General features: G+C 61.6%; 15 protein-coding genes. 11 read left to right on the top strand and 4 right to left on the bottom strand.

Annotation, left to right across the window (positions count from 1 at the left end):
* Positions 1-112: 112 nt before the first annotated feature.
* Positions 113-1237 carry a porin gene (locus CJU94_RS27485; RefSeq protein WP_244220994.1) on the top strand — a complete coding sequence of 375 codons (1125 nt, stop codon included), beginning with the start codon at positions 113-115 and terminating at the stop codon, positions 1235-1237.
* Between the two features lie 38 nt (positions 1238-1275).
* Here the strand turns inward: CJU94_RS27485 and CJU94_RS27480 are convergent, their stop codons facing one another.
* A complete protein-coding gene (locus CJU94_RS27480; RefSeq protein WP_095421767.1) occupies positions 1276-1935 on the bottom strand; it encodes a LemA family protein in 660 nt (219 codons plus the stop codon).
* A gap of 353 nt (positions 1936-2288) precedes the next feature.
* On the opposite strand from CJU94_RS27480, the gene CJU94_RS27475 reads away from it, so the two are divergent.
* From CJU94_RS27475 to CJU94_RS27460, 4 genes are all read left to right on the top strand, one after another.
* Positions 2289-4418, top strand: a complete 2130-nt coding sequence (locus CJU94_RS27475; protein WP_244220993.1) for an EAL domain-containing protein — start codon at positions 2289-2291, stop codon at positions 4416-4418.
* Between the two features lie 174 nt (positions 4419-4592).
* A complete protein-coding gene (locus CJU94_RS27470) occupies positions 4593-5036 on the top strand; it encodes a hypothetical protein (RefSeq protein ID WP_095421765.1) in 444 nt (147 codons plus the stop codon).
* Between the two features lie 84 nt (positions 5037-5120).
* Complete coding sequence (locus tag CJU94_RS27465; RefSeq protein WP_095421764.1) at positions 5121-5555, top strand: DUF1801 domain-containing protein; 435 nt, start codon at positions 5121-5123, stop codon at positions 5553-5555.
* A gap of 173 nt (positions 5556-5728) precedes the next feature.
* Complete coding sequence (locus tag CJU94_RS27460) at positions 5729-6040, top strand: hypothetical protein (protein ID WP_091806046.1); 312 nt, start codon at positions 5729-5731, stop codon at positions 6038-6040.
* A gap of 51 nt (positions 6041-6091) precedes the next feature.
* On the opposite strand, the gene trpS is transcribed toward CJU94_RS27460, so the two are convergent.
* From trpS to CJU94_RS27445, 3 genes are all read right to left on the bottom strand, one after another.
* On the bottom strand, positions 6092-7120 hold the full coding sequence (gene trpS / locus CJU94_RS27455) for a tryptophan--tRNA ligase (protein ID WP_095421763.1): 1029 nt from the start codon (positions 7118-7120) through the stop codon (positions 6092-6094).
* Positions 7121-7471: 351 nt separating this feature from the next.
* Complete coding sequence (locus CJU94_RS27450) at positions 7472-7810, bottom strand: hypothetical protein (RefSeq protein WP_095421762.1); 339 nt, start codon at positions 7808-7810, stop codon at positions 7472-7474.
* Positions 7811-7975: 165 nt separating this feature from the next.
* Entirely contained in the window at positions 7976-9397 is a 1422-nt protein-coding gene (locus tag CJU94_RS27445) for an aldehyde dehydrogenase family protein (protein ID WP_095422823.1), read from the bottom strand.
* 99 nt (positions 9398-9496) lie between these two features.
* On the opposite strand from CJU94_RS27445, the gene CJU94_RS27440 reads away from it, so the two are divergent.
* The 6 genes from CJU94_RS27440 (at position 9497) to CJU94_RS27415 (ending at position 16608) form a co-directional block, all read left to right on the top strand.
* Positions 9497-10435, top strand: coding sequence for a LysR family transcriptional regulator (locus CJU94_RS27440; protein WP_095421761.1), 939 nt, complete (start codon positions 9497-9499; stop codon positions 10433-10435).
* 167 nt (positions 10436-10602) lie between these two features.
* Positions 10603-12534: a putative bifunctional diguanylate cyclase/phosphodiesterase gene (locus CJU94_RS27435; protein WP_095421760.1), complete on the top strand. Its 1932-nt coding sequence runs from the start codon at positions 10603-10605 to the stop codon at positions 12532-12534.
* Positions 12535-12564: 30 nt separating this feature from the next.
* Positions 12565-12984, top strand: coding sequence for a hypothetical protein (locus tag CJU94_RS27430; protein ID WP_095421759.1), 420 nt, complete (start codon positions 12565-12567; stop codon positions 12982-12984).
* A 379-nt stretch (positions 12985-13363) separates the two neighbouring features.
* On the top strand, positions 13364-15055 hold the full coding sequence (locus CJU94_RS27425) for a purple acid phosphatase family protein (protein ID WP_095421758.1): 1692 nt from the start codon (positions 13364-13366) through the stop codon (positions 15053-15055).
* 326 nt (positions 15056-15381) lie between these two features.
* On the top strand, positions 15382-15825 hold the full coding sequence (locus CJU94_RS27420; RefSeq protein WP_095421757.1) for a hypothetical protein: 444 nt from the start codon (positions 15382-15384) through the stop codon (positions 15823-15825).
* A gap of 252 nt (positions 15826-16077) precedes the next feature.
* Complete coding sequence (locus CJU94_RS27415; RefSeq protein WP_244220992.1) at positions 16078-16608, top strand: nucleoside 2-deoxyribosyltransferase; 531 nt, start codon at positions 16078-16080, stop codon at positions 16606-16608.
* Positions 16609-17202 lie beyond the last annotated feature (594 nt).

Raw genomic sequence — 17202 nt, 5'->3', positions numbered from 1 at the left:
GCAATCGGCCAGAAGCCGAGCCGCGGCGCATTCCGCGCACTTCGGGGACAAGCGCGAACACCACCGTGATACGGGCCGTCAAGCACGGCTGCGAGTTGCCATGGTTCTGGCCATGACGTCGCCATTGGTTCATGCGCAAGCTTCATTGCGACTGACAGGATCGATGGACGCGGGCATTGCGTATGTTAGCGATGCCGGCAACAAGTCGGGACATCAGTCGGCCTGGCAGGCCAAGAATGGCGACGTGAACATCAGCCGCTGGGCGCTGACGGGCGAAGAACCCATTACCAGCGACCTGAATGCGCTCTTCACGCTGACCAATGGCTTTTCGGTCATGACGGGCACAGCCGCGCAGCAGGGCCGGCTATTCGGCTTCCAGTCGTTCGTGGGACTGGCCTCGAAGCGTTCGGGAACGCTCACGTTGGGCCGTCAGTTCGACGCGGTGGTGCAATACGTCGAGCCCTTCGCGCTCGGCGGCACCGCTTACGGCGGAACGGCCTTCGCGCATCCGTACGACAACGATAATCTGGATAACTACACGCGCACGAACAACTCGGTCAAATACTCGAGCCCGGACTTTCACGGTGTGACGTTCGGCGGCACGTATGGCTTCTCGAACAAGGCCGGGGCGTTCGACGACAGCCGCGAATATAGTTTGGGCGCGAGCTACCACTATGGCGGGATGCGCATCGGCGCGGGATATTTCCAGTTCAATCACGCTTCGAATCTCGCCACGGCCAATACGGGTGGTTCGGAACCGGCGGGTGCGCCGTTCAACGCCGACCGACAACGGACATACGCGGTGGGAGGAAACTACCGGTACAACGACGCACTCGTGGGACTGGTGCTAAGCGAGACCCGGCTCGATAACGCGACCTCGATCAACAACGTCGCCGATACGGCGATTTCGCTGCCGCACGACAAGGTCCGGTTCGAGAACGCCGAAGTCAACGTGCGCTACTTCATGACGCCCAAGTGGCATGTCTCGGCAAACTATGTCTTTACCTACGGCCGATTCGACACGCCGACCGGAGTGCGCTATCCGAAATGGCATCAACTCGGGCTGTTGAACACGTACTTTATTTCGGCGCGCACGGACGTGTATGCCGAAGCGTTATATCAGCGTGCGAACCAGTTGGAGGGGACGGGGATTCAGGGCGCCCAGATATCGAATTTTTCGCGCGCGTCGGGCGCGAATCAGTTCGTCGCGGCGGTCGGTCTGCGCCACCGCTTCTAACACGGCGCCTGCGTCCACGTACAGCCGCCCTCCGCCGGTTAGACCCGTAAAGCCCCGCGCAGCTCCCGGAAGTCGATGTGCGGCAGCGTTCCCGAAGGCCGACGGTCCGATACGGTGAAAAGCGGTTTTTCCCGCTCGGCGTACAGCTTTGCCGCGATGTTGTGTGGAAAGGTGTGCAGCGTTGCATTGTAGATTTGCGCGGCTTCGTCGTAGCGCGTGCGAGCGGAGCCGATACGCGTCGCCCAAACGGCAAGGTTGCCCTGAAGCGCACGGAAGGTGGCGTCTGTATTCAGGCGGGGTTCGGATTCGGCTTCGACCGTCAGCGCGGACACGGCTTCGGTCAACTGCCTTTGCGCAACGTCGAAACGTTCGAATGCAATGGGGTCGTTTGCAAGCGCGGGCGTGGCATTCACGGCAGCGATCTGGGCGCGGGCGCTCGCAACCGCGGCGAGTACGGACGTACCGTGCTTCAGGTTGTCTTTTGCAATCGCCGTTAGCTGGGTGACCAGCCGGAGCCGCTGGGAATAGAGATCCAGCACGTCGGTCAACGACGCCTTGAGCTCTGCGTCGTTCGCCGGCGCGATATAGGTTCCGCAGCCGCCTGCCGGCAGGAGCGCGAAGACAGCAGCAATAAAGCAAACCGTTTTCGCGAACGGTCGGGTCGTTACATTGAATGTTGAGATCAGCGCCGCTGTCATCGCGATTCCTTCCGGGTGACCAGACATTGAAAACGGACGTTGCCGCGCGGCGGCGTCCCCATAAGCCGCCGACTTTGACCACGGTAGACGAAGCGGCGCCGCTGAGCTTGACCACGATCAAGCGCGACGCGCTGGGCGCTCCGAATAAGCCCTTGTCATGAGGGAAAGCGCCGATGCCCTATGATAGGGTTTCGCGTGCATCCATTCATGCGATGCTGGGAATGCGGGCGCCACGATGAAAACCGCCTTATCGGCGCCAGTGCCCGCTGCCGCTCCTGCATCGCGCTACCGACAGAAGAGACTGCAAGGCTATGGCGAATCCCGCGCAAAGCAGCGGCGCAAGCAATCATTGGATGGATGACGACGTCGATCTTTACGATCAAAAGCGCCAGTCCGTTTTCGCGTCTCTATTGAGCGTGATGACTGGTCACGCGGCGGAGATAGTCGATGCGTTCTACCTGAAACTGGCCGTACTCCCGAAATCGAAAGCCATTCTCGAGGCGCTCTCGCCCGACGAGTTGGAGCACCTCAAGGCGAAGCAGCGGGACACGCTGCTGACGATGGCGTCCCCCGATCTGAGCGCACACGCGCATCGAGAGATGGCTTTGCGGGTGGGCCGCGTGCACGCGATTATCGGTCTCGACCGGGAAGAACTCGTGCGCAGCAGGATCATTCTTGCGACCGAGATTCGTCGTTCGGTCGATCCAGTGCAGCATAACGAAGCACTGTCGCTACTGGCGCGCCGGTTGACGCGCGATCTCGCGTTTCAGACCGAAGCCTATCAACAGATCCAGGCGTCGCGGCAGCAGGTTCTCATGGCGCTCACGAACGTTGCGTGGGAGGCCGAGACTTACACCGATCTGATCGGCCTCACGGTGAATCTTCTTGGCCGACACGAAGAAGTCGCGGGATGTTCCGTCGGCCGACCTGACTCACAAGGCGTGTTTCGGTTCGAGTCCGCGTCGGGTGGCGCTATCCGCGCGTATGTTGCGCATGTCGAGGCGGGCAGCGAACAGCAGATCACGACCGACGCGATGCAGCCGCAAGGGCAGGGGCCGGCAGGGCGCGCATGGCGCAGCGGCGAGGTGCACCGGGTGGTCGATATTGCAACGGACCCGAGCATGGAACCCTGGCGGGAGCGGGCCGCCATGGCGGGCTTTCGCTCCAGTATCGCGATTCCGCTGCGGCAGCCGGGCAAACCGGCGAAGGCCATTCTTTCGCTGTATAGCGCCTATCCGGGAGGCTATTCGTCGGAAGATCAGAGTGCGTTCATTGCCATGCTGCAGAGCTTGCTGGGTCTCGCGATCGACCGGATCGAAAACTCCGAAGGGCACACACGCACGGTACCTTACACACAACGGCAGCGCTGGACGGAGTTGCTTCACTCTGAAGCGTTGGTGATGTATTACCAGCCCTTGCTCGACATCCGGACGGGGGAGGTGACGAAGATCGAAGTGCTCGCCCGGCTGCGGGACGGGGACCGTGTGCTGAGTCCGGCCGTTTTCTTTCCGGTCATGTCGTCGAACGATTTTTTTCACCTGTATGTAAGCGGCCTGAACCAGGCGCTCGCGCAAAGAAATGCGTGGTTGCGGGACGACCTCGATCTTGCCGTGGCGATCAATCTTCCTCCCGCCGCGCTCAGCGATCTCCGCTATTTCACGGCGACGCAGCAGGCGCTCGCGCAGCACGGCTGCGCCCCGCATGTGCTCACCCTGGAGGTGCTGGAAACCGACGACCTGCCCGCGAACAGCGACGTTCTGCAGGCATTGAACCGCTTCAAGGCACTGGGCGTGATTCTCGCGGAGGACGATCTGGGCTCGGGTCACAGCAGCCTGAACCGCTTGCGGCAATTGCCGTTCGACTGGATCAAGATAGATCGCAATATCACGAACCTCGCCGACCAGGACGCCAACAGCGTATTGCGTTTCATCTATCAGTTGACGAGACTTGGCCACTCGCTTGGCAAGTCGGTGGTGGTCGAGGGTATCGAACACGTCGATCTGCTCGACGCGATCGGAATTCTGGGCGCGGATGCCGTGCAGGGTTACGCTATCGCCGAGCCGATGCCGGCCGCCCAGTTGACGAACTGGCTGGCGACGCGCCCACGTACCGCCGATACGTCAGCCGGCCACCCTCGCAAGGGCGCATTCGTGAAGCTGGCGCAGTTGCTGATCTGGGAGGAACGGCTGCATCTCGTGTCCGAAGACCCGCTCGCGTTGACCCGCCTTGCCGACATCGGCAACACGCCGTCCGCGTCGAACGTGGGCGGCGCCGTTTGGGAAGCTCCGCTTGCGTCCGCATGTCAGGTCTGCCCGTTCTCGACGTTCTTCTCCGATATGGATTCGATCTTCCCGGCCGGATTCGGCGATGAGTCTGTCAAGCGGGCATTTGTCCATACCGCGATCAACGAAGGACCGCGTAGCGAAGCTTACCTGGCCGCCCGGGAAGCAATCGTCGAAGCGATTCTCGCGGCGTCGGCGTGAGCGGACGCTATTGGCTGCGCGAGCTGAACCGCTATCGCCAGTAAAGGCATGACTTTTCCCTCGAAAGCCCACGTCACCGCGAGAGAGAGTACCTTTCCATAACGGATTCCGTCCGGCTGCCTATCCGCGAGCAACCGGTCACCGCAGAAACGAACCGTTATCGGAGGATTTGCCGTGAACACCAAGCAAAGTAAAAAGGAACATCTCGATGCTGCTGCATCGCATCACGAGCAGGCAGCGAAATTTCACCGGGAGGCTTCGCAGTATTACGAGGCGGGCAAGGATTACGATCACGCGGCCCACCAGGCGGTATTGGCGCAAGGCCATGCGTTGTTTGCCATCGCAGAGGCCAACCTCGCCGCCAAACATACCGCCGCGCCATTGCCGGCAGGGTCCGTCGAAAGTGGCCTGACTGCCGCGAAACATCATGCCGCGGCGTCGGATCTTCACACGCAGGCTGCGCAGCACATGCGGCGCGCAGCGAAAGTCTTCGACGACGACCGCAGCGCGGTGGCCCATGAAACGCAGCTGGGATTTTCCCTTGCGTCACGGGCGATCGCCCACGGCAACGAAGCCGCCAGGCAATATGTCGCGTCGCTACGGGACAAAAGCGCTTGATTTCCATCTATGACTCGAGCCGGCTCGTCTAACCTTGCCATCGCTGAGAACGATTGCGGCGGCACCAAACGGGACGACTATTCGATGCAGAAAGATCCAGCGAATCCATCGGAACGCATTGATCAGCTGATCGCAGAACTGACCGATTGGCGCGGCAAGACATTCGCCAGTCTGCGCAAGGCGATTCTCGAGGCCGACCCGGAAATCATCAAGGAATGGAAGTGGATGGGAAGTCCGGTGTGGTATCGGGATGGAATGATCGCGGTTGCCAACGCCCACAAAGGCAAGGTGAAGCTTACCTTCGCCCACGGGGCAAAGCTGGCGGATCCCGGCAAGCTTTTCAACGCAGGCCTCGAAGGCAACGCGAGACGAGCGATCGATTTTTTCGAGGACGACAAGATCGATGCGCGTGCTCTAAAAAATCTCATCCGTGCCGCCATTGATTACAACCAGAGCAAAGAGAAGAAGAAAGCGCCTGCTAGCACGCGAGCGAAAGCAGCCAAAGGTGAAGCGACCTGAAGCGCTGGCTTTGCCCACTCGTTGTCGCGTCGATTCGGATCGAGCCTCGTCATGGCTAACGAATATCGTCTATGCCCGGCGTTGCGTGGATCGCATAACATCGCTCGTCGCGCTGGACTCGCGCAAATAGACCCGTTAGTCTGAGAGCGTTGGGACAACGTGGGAGCCGAAACATGGAAGTGAGCACGGAAGCGCTTGTTGACATGCTGAGAGAAGTCGAGGCCGACGACCCGATCGACTACGCCGACCTGCCTTTCGGAGAGCAGGAACTCAGGCGTCTTGTCATGACCTCGCTCGTCGAGCGCCACCACCAGGTCGAAGCCGGCAACCTGTCGGTGTCCGACATTCACGCGCTGTACCTGCTCAGCACCGCCAAGCTTGTCCTCGAAAACACGGTGCTTCACGCGAGGCTGCTTCTGCTTCAAGGGCAGCAGATCGATGTCCAGTCTCTGCTGGCTCCGTTCACCCTGAAAGGCAAACCTTAGGGCGGCAAGGCGGAGCCCCTGACCATGGGGCGTCCCGCCGCCGCGCGGCGCTCAGTTCTGGAAATAATTCAGGCCGAGCGCGCCCTTCACCTCCGACACCGTCGCGCCCGCCACTTCCCGCGCGCGCAAGGTCCCGCGGCGCAGGATGTTCAGCACCTCGGCGCGGTCGGTCTCGAATTCGCGGCGGCGCTCGCGAATGGGGGCGAGCATCGATTGCAGCCGTTCGTTGAGCGCGCGCTTGACCACGCTGTCGCCAAGGCCGCCGCGGCGGTAGTGTGCCTTGAGTTCGTCGACCTTCGGTACGTCGGGCTCGAACGCGTCGAGGAACGCGAACACAACGTTGCCTTCGACCTGGCCCGGATCGCTGACGCGCAGATGGTTGGGGTCCGTGTACATGTTGTTCACGGCCTTGGTGATCTCGTCCGGAGTCGCGCCCAGCGTAATGGCGTTACCCAGCGACTTGCTCATCTTGGCTTTGCCGTCTATGCCCGGCAGCCGCGCCACGTGCGAGAGCACCGCTTCGCATTCCACCAGCACCTGTTTGTCGACCGTGTTATTGAAGCGGCGCACCAGTTCATTGGTTTGTTCGATCATCGGCAACTGGTCGTCGCCGACCGGCACGCGCGTTGCCTTGAACGCCGTGATGTCCGCAGCCTGGCTGACCGGGTAGGTCAGAAAGCCGGCGGGGATGTCGCGCTCGAAACCGCGCAGCACGATTTCCGCCTTGATGGTCGGGTTGCGTTCGAGGCGCGCGACCGTCACAAGATTCAGCAGATACTGCGACAGTTCCGCCAGTTCCGGCACCTGCGACTGGATGAAGATGGTCGACTTGGCCGGGTCGATGCCGACCGCCAGATAGTCGAGCGCCACCTCGATAACGTTTTCAGTGACTTTCTGGTGGCGGCCCACGTTATCGGTCATGGCCTGCGCATCGGCAAGCAGGAGGAATTGCTGCGCTTCGTGCTGAAGCTGCACGCGCGAGCGCAGCGAGCCGATGTAGTGGCCGAGATGAAGCGGGCCGGTGGTTCGGTCGCCGGTGAGGATAATGGGTTGTTTCGTGGTCTGGTTTGCGTCTGTCATGGTCTGGGTTCTGCGTTTGTCGATACCACCAGCCGTCAGCGCGCAGAAACGAAAATGCCGCCAGGACTGGCGGCATCACGTTTCGATGGACGAGTGGAAACGGGGCCGCCTAAATCAGGCGCGCCACCAACAATTCAGCGTGATCGGCTTCGTATCCATGAGGAGAGTATAACGCGGCGGATCGCCGTGCCGTCAACGGCGCACCGGATAGCATCGTTGACCGGCGCCACGGTCGCTTTCCCGACAGCCGCGCTCAGGGCGCGCGGACGGCCCAAACGCGTGGCCCATACGTGGCCCATAGGCGAACCACATGTGGCTCACGCACGCGAGACCGCCGTCGCGCGCTAGCGTCTAAGCCGCGGAGAAAACAACCGCTGCGGCGTTCTCGACTTGCGTGAAAGTGCGCACGAAGCGGTAGGCTTGCCCGCCGATTTCCATCTCGTTGACGCCCGAGCGGGTCAGCTCCAGCATGTCATTGGCGAGCGGAATGGAGATCGTGCCGACCTTCTTCATTTCGTCGAGCAGGCCGGCCGGGTCGCCCAGGTAGACCGTGCAGGCGTCGGTGGTATGGCGTGTCATGACCACGCTCGCCGCCTTGTCGAGCGAAAGTTCGAGATACTCGACCAAGGTCTGCAGCGATTCCGGCACGGGTTCGTGAGAGCCGTTCATCGATGTACTTGCGACTGTCATTTTGTGGTCCCCCATCGCGCCAAAGTGCGGGCAGTCCGCTGGAGATCAGCGGTGCATCCACTATACGGCATCGTACCGCGATACTCGACTCGTCCAGAATGTCGCGCAAGATACCGTGTGCGTTTGGAAACCAATGCGAGCCGGCGTTTTTCCGCACGCTGCGCGTCAGAGAACGCCAAGCACGGACTTTGGCTCCAGAAACGCTTCCAGCCCGAACGTACCGTATTCGCGCCCGATGCCGGATTGCTTGAAGCCGCCGAACGGCGCGGCCGGCTCATGAGCCAGCGTGTTGACGAGTACGCGCCCCGCTTCGATTCTCGACGCAACCTCATGCGCCCGCTCGTTGTCACCCGACAACACATAAGCCTGCAAGCCATAGCTCGTATCGTTGGCAATCGCGATGGCTTCTTCGGTGTCACGATAGCCGATGATCGACAGCACGGGGCCGAAAATTTCCTCACGCGCAATCGTCATGTCGTTCGTGACGTCGCTGAACACGGTCGGGCGCACGAACCAACCGGCGTCCATGCCTTCCGGACGTCCCGGGCCGCCGGCAATCAGACGCGCGCCTTCGTCGATGCCGATGCGGATATAGCGCTGCACGCGCTCCCACTGCTTCTGGCTGACCATCGGGCCAACGGTGGTTTTCGGATCGCGCGGAGCGCCGGCGCGGGTGCGCGCGACCTCTTCCTGCACGCGCGCTTCGAACTCCGGCAGCCGTCGCAGCGGCACCAGAATGCGAGTGCCCGCGATACATGCCTGCCCGCTATTGATGAAGCCGGCCTGAATCGCGAGCGGCACGGCTTCATCGAAGTTCGCGTCGTCGAGCACGATCACGGGCGACTTGCCGCCGAGTTCGAGCGTCACCCGCTTCAATGTGTCGGACGCCGCGCGCAGAATCGTCTTGCCGACAGCTGTCGATCCGGTGAACGACAGCTTGGCCACGTCGGGATGCGAGCTGATTTCCGCGCCTGTGGTGTCCCCGCGCCCTGTCACGATGTTGAACACGCCCGCGGGCAAGCCCGCGTCATGCAATGCCTCGGTCACGATGCGCGTCTGGATCGCGCTCATCTCGCTCGGCTTGACGACGGCCGTGCAGCCGGCGGCCAGAGCGGCGGCGAGCTTGCCGCAAATGAAGCCCGCGTCGCTATTCCACGGGGTGATCAAACCGGCGACGCCCAACGGTTGCATCACGACCTCGGCGCTGCCCGCGCGGCGCGTGAATGCATAGTCCTGCAATACCTTCGCCGCTTCGAGCAACACGCTGCTCGCGTGCCGCGCCATCCAGCGGCCGCGCGACACCGGTGCGCCGTATTCGTCGGTGATCGCTTCGTAAAGCTCGTTTTCTTTTGCCACGACGGCTTCATGCATCCGCTTCAGCATGTCGATGCGTTCACGCTTGCTGGTGCGTGAGAAGGCGGGAAACGCGCGTTTCGCGGCGGCGATGGCATCGCGCGCGTCCTGTGCGTTTGCAAGGCGGACGCGGCCGATCACCTGCTCCGTCGCCGGATTGAAGAGGTCGAACATGTCGCTGCCGTGCGGCGTGACGAACGCGCCGTCGATATAAATCTGGTCGATGATCCGCATGATTGCTCCGAGGAAGGCTCCGAACGAATCACGATAGACCGATGCCATTGAGTTGACTAGCCGTACAATCGTGCACGTCATATTGAGCAATTCAGGACAATGAAAACATCGGGTTTGGGCGAACTGGAGGCCGTACTGGCTGTGGCGCGGCATCGTAGCTTCCGGGCGGCCGCGACTGAGCTGGGCGTGTCGACGTCGGCGCTCAGTCACGCGGTTGCGGCGCTCGAAGCGCGCATCGGCGTGCGGCTCTTCAATCGTACGACCCGCAGCGTGGCGCTTTCGGAGGCGGGCGCGCAGTTCGTCGACAGCGTCGCGCCCGCGCTATCGACGATCCGCGTCGCGATCGAACAGGCCGGCAGCTTTCGCGACACGCTATCGGGCACGTTGCGCATCAATGCGTCGGTGGGCGCGGCGAGGCAGGCCATGCCGGTCTTCATCGCATTCTTGCAGCGGTACCCCGAGATGAAGATCGATCTCGTGACCGAGGGCAGACTGATCGACATCGTCGTGGAAGGTTTCGACGCAGGGATCCGTCTGGCCGAAACGGTGCCGCAGGACATGATTGCGGTGCCGTTCGGCGACAGGCAACGCTTCGCTGTCGTCGGCAGTCCCGCTTATTTCGCGCAGCACAAAGCGCCGCGCACGCCTGCCGATCTGCTCGCGCACCGTTGTATCCGCACGCGCATGCCGAGCGGCGCGATGTATCAATGGGAATTCGAGCGCCGCGGCGAAACCATGCGTATCGACGGAAAAGGCGCGCTGACGCTCGACGAACCGAGCTTGATGCTGGAAGCGGCGCGCGCCGGTCTCGGTGTGACGTATCTGACGGAATGGAATGTCGCCGCGGATCTGGAGGCGGGTACACTGGTGCGCGTGCTGGAGGACTGGACGCCGCCGCTGGACGGTCTGTGTTTGTACTATCCCGGCCGTCGTCATGCGCCTGCCGGGTTACGGGCGCTCATCGACATGATGCGCGAGTACGCCGCCGCGCATCGTGAACACGCAAGGGTGAAGCGCAAGCCGCGTGGAGCGCGGTAAATCGCAGGCAATCAACCGCGCCGATCCGTAAATTTTTCTCCTTGCCCGTGACCGGGGGCATTTCCTCAGTCGAATAAACCTGCTACTTTATGCTTGCGTAATAATTGCAAATCAAGAATTGCAAAACAACCCGTTTTCGGTCCACCAACCATAAAAATGCGCAGGTCATGGCTTTCAGCGAACCAAGGTCTCCATTTTTCAAGTGGGTCGTCTCATCCTCTGAAGGCCTGAGCGCGGACAACCGGCAGATATTGCTTGCGAATCTGTTCACGCGCACCTCGTCGATCGTGTTTGCGTCGGTTTGCGAAATCAGCGTCTGCGCGACCGCGTACTATCTCCATCCCCAACCTCTTTACGCAAGCTGGGGCGCCGCCGTTGTCGCGCTGCTAATGGCACGGCTCGCGTTGATCTGGCTGAACTGCTCGCGCAGCGCCAGCAGCCAGCCCACTCCAACCTCCGCGTTTCTGTTCGCGAGCCTGCTCTGGAGCCTGCTATTCGGTTTCGGCGCATTGCTCTGCAACATCAGCGGCGATCAAACACTTTTTCTGCTCGGCAACGTTTGCGCCGTGGGCGTTATCGGCGGATTGGCGGGACGCAATGCCGGCACGCCCCGGCTCGTCATGCTGCAGATCACCTTTATTCTCGTGCCCCTCGCGCTCGGCGCGGCGCTCTCTCCGGGGTCCGGCAAACTGGTGTTGCTGTTTCAGGCGCCCTTTTGCGCGGCCGGTTTTTTCACGGTTGCTGTGCGCAGCAATCGCGACACGGTTGCGCTGCTTCTCGCGCGGGAAAACAGCCATCGGCTCGCCCATCACGACAGCCTCACGGGCCTGCCTAATCGCACGCGTATCAGCGAGCTTCTGCTGGAACGCACGGAGAAGGGCGCGTTACGCAAAGACGAATCGTTCGCTGTTCTACTGATCGATCTGGACGGATTCAAGGCTATCAACGACAGTCTCGGCCATGCCGCCGGCGATCAAATCCTTCAGGAAGCCGCAATCCGGTTGCGCGAAATCTTGCCGAGCTGCGATCTCGTAGGACGCCTGGCCGGCGATGAGTTCGTGGCGTTTTCCGATGGTGGCGGCCAGGCCCGCGACGTCCGGATCCTGGCCGACCGCATTGTGAAGACCCTGGCGCGCCCGTTCGCGCTGCGCGAGGCGCTCGTGCATATCGGCGCGAGCGTCGGGGTTTCGCTCTATCCCGAACACGCGAGAACCGGCCCGCAATTGCTGATTTGCGCCGATCGTGCGTTATATGCGGTGAAACGCAGCGGCAAGAGCGCGTTCGCCATTTTCGATGCCGCGAGGCACGCGTCGGATGAAAGCCTGAGCCTTCTGCGCAGCGATCTGGAGGGCGCGCTGCATTCGTTCAGCGGCTTGCGCATGGAATATCAGCCTATCGTCGATCTCAGCAGCGGCGCGGTCTGCGGCCGCGAGGCGCTGATACGCTGGACCCACCCGACCCGGGGCGAGCTTGCGCCGTCATCATTCATCCCCACCGCCGAACGTACCGGCCTCATTCTGGCCTTGGGTCAATGGGCATTGCTGCAATCGTGCAAGGAAGCGGTGACCTGGCAAGACAAGGTTACGGTCGCCGTCAATGTGTCGCCCGTGCAATTGCGCGAGGAGTCGTTTGCCTCGACCGTCGCGGGGATTCTGCGCAAGACCAGGCTTGCGCCGCAGCGGCTGAATATCGAGGTCACGGAAACGGTGCTGTTGAACGACGATGTCGTCACCCGGCGCAACATCGCGAGGCTGCAAGCCATGGGCATCGGTCTCGCGCTCGACGATTTCGGCACCGGCTTTTCGACCATGTCGACCCTCGTGCGTTTTTCGTTCGACAAGCTCAAAATCGATAGTTCTTTCGTCAAGGAGTCCGTGCATCGCCGGGAGTCGGCTGCGGTGGTGCGTGGGATCGTGGCATTGGCGCGCGAAATCGGTATGCCGACCACGGCGGAGGGCATCGAGACGCAAGAACAGCTGGATTTCGTGCGCTTGTGCGGATGCACGCATGCTCAGGGTTTTCTGCTTGGCAAGCCAGTGCAGGGGCACGAGATCGCGCGGATCGAAGAAAAAACCGCAGCGCATTCCGCGAAGGAATGAGCGTCCGTCAATTCCGACACCGAGGCCGATATGGAGCCCACTCTGCAATTCCAGCTGCGTCTTACCGTTTCGCCGGAACTGGCCGACGCTTTGCGTGCTGATCCGGCGGGTGCTTCGCATAGCGCGCTTCATGAGGTGCTGCGCAGACACGACGCAACGCTGAAATGTCAGTTCGACGCATTCGCCGACTATGTGCGCGAAGCGGAACGGCAGGGCACGGAAAATTATCCGCTCTATCAGTGGACCCGCGAGACGATCGAGAACGCGGAGAAGAAAGCCAGGTACTTGCGCTCGTTTACCGTCTACGTGAACGGCGGCGAGGTTTACGGCAAGGAGGTCACGGATCTCATGGAGAGCCAACTATCGGAACTGGTCAGCCAGGAGGGAATACAGCGCATCTCCAGATTCGACACCAATCCCGCGAATAATCCGCAACCGCCGGGACGCTAGCCGTTGCGCTTGCCAAATATGAAATCTGCGCCGGTTCTGCGCGGTGTCAGTTCATTGCCATTTCGTTTATTCGCTCGCGGGAAAAGATTGCCGCATGCGCCCATTCGGCAATTATCGCCAGCCCTGTTGGTTATTCCATTGCCCCGCACTAAAGGATGACCTGTGGATGAATAATCTTAATAGGCGCCCTTTGCGTTCTTAATAATAAAATATCTATCGGTTTGCCAAACCGTCGATCGTCTGAATTGCAATGCGGAGTGGACGGATGAGATTGTCTGCTTTGAGCGGTTTCATCCGGGTGTCATAACCTGGCGCCTAGGATGGTTGTCGTCAGGCTCATGCGCCGGCGTCCTTCCACCTCCGTACAACAACACCAGACATGTCGAACAGCAAAATCCCCAAGGCATCACCGACCGATCACGGTGCTTCCATCGTCTCGCGCCGTGGCTTCCTGAAGTTGGCCGGCGCATCCAGTCTCGCCACGGCGGCAGGCACGCTTTCATCCGCGACGCGCGCGGCGAACAGCGCACCTGACGGCACACCCGAGCAGGTCCATCTGACCTGGGGCAACGATCCGACCAGCGAGGTGACTGTCTCGTGGGCGTCGCTGGCGCCCGCGGTGAACCCGCAAGTACGCGTGGGCGGCGCGGGTGCGGCCAAACATGCGGTGCATGGCGTCCAGGCCACCTATACGGACGGCCTGAACGGCGAGGTCGTATTCACATATCACGCACGTTTGCGGGATCTGAAGCCCGATACGAGCTACGAATACCACGTGAGCGCGGACAACGACAGCAATGCGGCTCAGCCATTCACGGCAAGCTTTCGCACTGCGCCGCGCGGACGCGCGCCATTCCGCTGGACGAGCTATGGCGATCTCGCGACGCCGAATACCGGCTGGGTGTTGTCGTCGCCGCAAAGCCGCTTCGCGGTGCAGGCGGTCGAGCGGTTTCAACCGCTGTTCCACCTGCTCAATGGCGACCTGTGCTATGCCAACCTGAATCCGGCGCACCAGCCGGAAGTGTGGCGTGATTTTGGCAACAACTGCCAGACATCGGCCTCGAACCGGCCGTGGATGCCGTGTCCGGGCAACCACGAACTCGAGTTCAATAACGGTGAGCAAGGCCTTGCCTCGTATCTTTCGCGCTATACGCTGCCGGACAATCACACGCGCTTTCAGGGCCGCTGGTACAGCTTTCGCGTGAGCTCCGTACTCTTCATTTCGCTCGATGCGGACGATGTCGTGTATCAGGACGCGGCCGCCTTCGTCGCCGGCCCGGATCCTTTGGTGCCGGTTGCCCGCACCGGCAATCCGCCCATTCAACCCGGCACGTCGCTCTATGTGCGCGGATATAGCGCCGGCGAGCAGACGCGATGGCTCGAGAGGACGTTGCGCCGCGCGGCCGAAGACGACGAGGTCGACTGGATCGTCGTCCAGATGCATCAGGATGCGCTGAGTTCATCGAAGACCGGCAACGGTTCCGACAAAGGCATTCGCGAAGCCTGGCTGCCGCTGTTCGACCGCTACGGCGTCGACCTGGTGCTGTGCGGCCACGATCACGACTATGAGCGGAGTTTCCCTGTGCGTGGCTGCAATCACAACAGGGGCACCGACATCGCGACGGGCCAGCCAGTGGATACGTTGCAGCCGAAGCCGGTGATGTCCGCCGTGTCTTCGGGCGCGTCGACGTTCGATACGAGCCACGGCACGATTCACCTGATCCTCGGCGGCGGCGGCACGAGCGCGCCGCTGGATGTGTATGGCGTGGATGCCGGCACGGGGCTGCCGCAAGCGCGCATCTTCACGCGGCCCAACCGCCCGGTGGCAGGGGCGACGGCCGGGACATTCGTGCGCGCGGGCGCGGACGCCGTGGAGGATGCGATCTGGTCGGCACAACGCGACACCGGCACCGGTTACGGCATTGCGGTGTTCGATCATGATCCCGGACATCCCGGTGGCGAGACCACGATTACGATGAACTACTATCACGCGCCCGGCGCGGATCAGACACCGACCCAGAACTACGAATTGTTCGAGACCATCGAACTGAAGAAGACGCGGCGCAGATAAGTTTTGAACACGCGGTTGGCGGGCCGGCGGTCCACGATGGGCCGCCCGTCGCGCGGCCACGCCAGACTGAATGATTCGCTATCCATAAGATCGCCGGCAAAGTAGCCGGCGACCTTCTTTTCGTGTTCAGTCCGAGGCCATTCAAACCCGTGTGCCCAACACCGTGCGCGTCGGCATTGCCTCGTTCGGCCCCACGAAACGCGCCCCCTCGACTTCTCCCGGATTATTTTGTTACACGTCTTACGGGTGCGAAGCGACGTGGTTACAAACGCCTTTCAGAAGTGCGTTTATACTCGGCGCCGTCCCAAACAATGAAAGGACTTGTTATGTCGAAGAGAATCCTCCAGGTTATTGCCGTTGCGGTGCTCACCGCTTCGGCATCGTTGTCGGCGCTGGCCGGCGATATGAATAACGCGCTTGGCGGCGCGCTCGGCGGTGTCGCGGGGGCGGCAGTGGGTGGCGCGTTAGGCGGCAGCACGGGCGCCGTGCTGGGTGGAGCAGTGGGCGGCGGCGCGGGTGGCGCGGTCACGTCGAACCGCAGGGAGCGCACGGGCGCCATCATCGGCGGCGCGCTTGGCGGCGGTGCGGGCACCGCGGCAGGCAATGCGATGGGCGGGCGCGGCGGCGGCCTCGTCGGCGCCGCGTTGGGTGGCGGCGCGGGATCGGCGCTCGGCGGCAACATCTCGCGCTCCAATTCGTACGCGGACGACTATTCCCGAGGAGGCTATCGGTCGCGCAAGCATCATCACAAGCATCGGCACGACGACTGAATGCCGCGTGAAGGGCGGGTGGGCTCGCAGATCATCTGCTTGCCCGCGCGCGGATCGCTTCGGGCGACACCTGTCCGACGCCCTGCATTGACATTCGTTCGCGCGCCGATATCGTAAAGGCTCCTCGCAGCCCGATTGCCGGCTCTCCCGCTGCGGGAATGCTTCACGACTTCCACCATCCTCACGGGACGCAGAATGATGCTACGAGTGTATTGCGCAGGGCCGCTCTTCAACGCAGCCGAGCGATCGGAGATGGATTCGATTGCAGCCGCGCTGGAGGCCGCGGGTTTGACGACATTTCTTCCGCATCGCGACGGTCTGGAGTTCGCGAAGCTCAAGCCGGAACTCGAGAAGCTCGGCGCCTCGGTCGAAGAAGCGGCGCACATGCTCGAGCGCGCAATCTTCAGTCTCGATACGTATCAGTTGCTCAGGCGCTGCGACGCAGTCGTTGCCAATCTCAACGGCCGCGTTGCCGATGAGGGCACGGTGGTCGAGGCGTCGCTGGCGTGGCACGCGGGCAAGCCGCTTGTGCTGTTCAAGGCTGACGCACGGTCCATGCTCAGCGGGTCGGATAATCCGATGCTGACCGGTTTAGGTGATTTCGAGGTGATCGATCATCTGGCCGCGCTGCCGCAGGCCGTTTTAGAAGCCGTGGCGCGAGATCGGAGCCACGGAGTCGAGCGGACATTGGAGCGCGGTGCGCGGATCGCTGCGCTTCGCGAGGGTGGCGGCGAGTTGAGCGCGCTCGCAAAGACGCTGTATAGCGCTTTCAAAAAGCCATAAGGCCGATGCCTGCGAGGCAGGCGCTCTAACTGGAGCATCACCTCGGTGCGGTGGAGTCAGCGCTTGAATCGGCCTGTTCTGTTTGCGGCATGAGGGGAAAAGCGCCTATGCGCGTGCCCCGGTTTTTCGGCGTGCCGATACCAATGCCGATTCGTCCGTGGAGGATCCCCCGTTACACAAGGCTTTCCAATCCATTTCGAATCAATAATAAAACCGGTTTCGCCAGCCTCTTCTCTGTCTAAATCCTGCCACACCGCCTCCCCGCTCGCGCCGGAAAACGTTAAGCTTCGTGCCCCGTTGTTCTTTTGACGCCACGCCGTTTATTTTTTTGACGCCTCGTTTATTTTCATCGTCCTATGATTGGGCTGCTCGTTTTCTCGCCGCACCGGCTGGTACGCGCTCACTGAGCGATCTGAAAAGCCATGCAATAAAACAGCGCGCACGATGGCGAAGCCATTGAAATAGCGTTGCGCGCAATAAACATCAAACAACACCTTATGCTTCTCGCAGTTTGCGCAACAACGGTTGCAAAAAACGTATTGCATGCACGGTCATGGCGCTGGCGGAAAGAGCAATTGACACCCTCAATTACTG

The organism is Paraburkholderia aromaticivorans, assembly GCF_002278075.1.
Classification (GTDB): domain Bacteria; phylum Pseudomonadota; class Gammaproteobacteria; order Burkholderiales; family Burkholderiaceae; genus Paraburkholderia; species Paraburkholderia aromaticivorans.
The sequence above is the reverse complement of the archived record's forward strand: the minus strand, read 5'-3'. Positions and strand labels throughout refer to the sequence as shown.

What these genes read in the sequence shown, in the direction of transcription:
- CJU94_RS27485 (WP_244220994.1), top strand. Translation starts at nt 113, where the DNA reads ATGACGTCGCCATTGGTTCATGCGCAAGCTTCATTGCGACTGACAGGA.
- CJU94_RS27480 (WP_095421767.1), bottom strand. Translation starts at nt 1,935, where the DNA reads ATGACAGCGGCGCTGATCTCAACATTCAATGTAACGACCCGACCGTTC.
- CJU94_RS27475 (WP_244220993.1), top strand. Translation starts at nt 2,289, where the DNA reads ATGGATGACGACGTCGATCTTTACGATCAAAAGCGCCAGTCCGTTTTC.
- CJU94_RS27465 (WP_095421764.1), top strand. Translation starts at nt 5,121, where the DNA reads ATGCAGAAAGATCCAGCGAATCCATCGGAACGCATTGATCAGCTGATC.
- CJU94_RS27460 (WP_091806046.1), top strand. Translation starts at nt 5,729, where the DNA reads ATGGAAGTGAGCACGGAAGCGCTTGTTGACATGCTGAGAGAAGTCGAG.
- trpS (WP_095421763.1), bottom strand. Translation starts at nt 7,120, where the DNA reads ATGACAGACGCAAACCAGACCACGAAACAACCCATTATCCTCACCGGC.
- CJU94_RS27450 (WP_095421762.1), bottom strand. Translation starts at nt 7,810, where the DNA reads ATGACAGTCGCAAGTACATCGATGAACGGCTCTCACGAACCCGTGCCG.
- CJU94_RS27445 (WP_095422823.1), bottom strand. Translation starts at nt 9,397, where the DNA reads ATGCGGATCATCGACCAGATTTATATCGACGGCGCGTTCGTCACGCCG.
- CJU94_RS27440 (WP_095421761.1), top strand. Translation starts at nt 9,497, where the DNA reads ATGAAAACATCGGGTTTGGGCGAACTGGAGGCCGTACTGGCTGTGGCG.
- CJU94_RS27435 (WP_095421760.1), top strand. Translation starts at nt 10,603, where the DNA reads ATGGCTTTCAGCGAACCAAGGTCTCCATTTTTCAAGTGGGTCGTCTCA.
- CJU94_RS27430 (WP_095421759.1), top strand. Translation starts at nt 12,565, where the DNA reads ATGGAGCCCACTCTGCAATTCCAGCTGCGTCTTACCGTTTCGCCGGAA.
- CJU94_RS27425 (WP_095421758.1), top strand. Translation starts at nt 13,364, where the DNA reads ATGTCGAACAGCAAAATCCCCAAGGCATCACCGACCGATCACGGTGCT.
- CJU94_RS27420 (WP_095421757.1), top strand. Translation starts at nt 15,382, where the DNA reads ATGTCGAAGAGAATCCTCCAGGTTATTGCCGTTGCGGTGCTCACCGCT.
- CJU94_RS27415 (WP_244220992.1), top strand. Translation starts at nt 16,078, where the DNA reads ATGGATTCGATTGCAGCCGCGCTGGAGGCCGCGGGTTTGACGACATTT.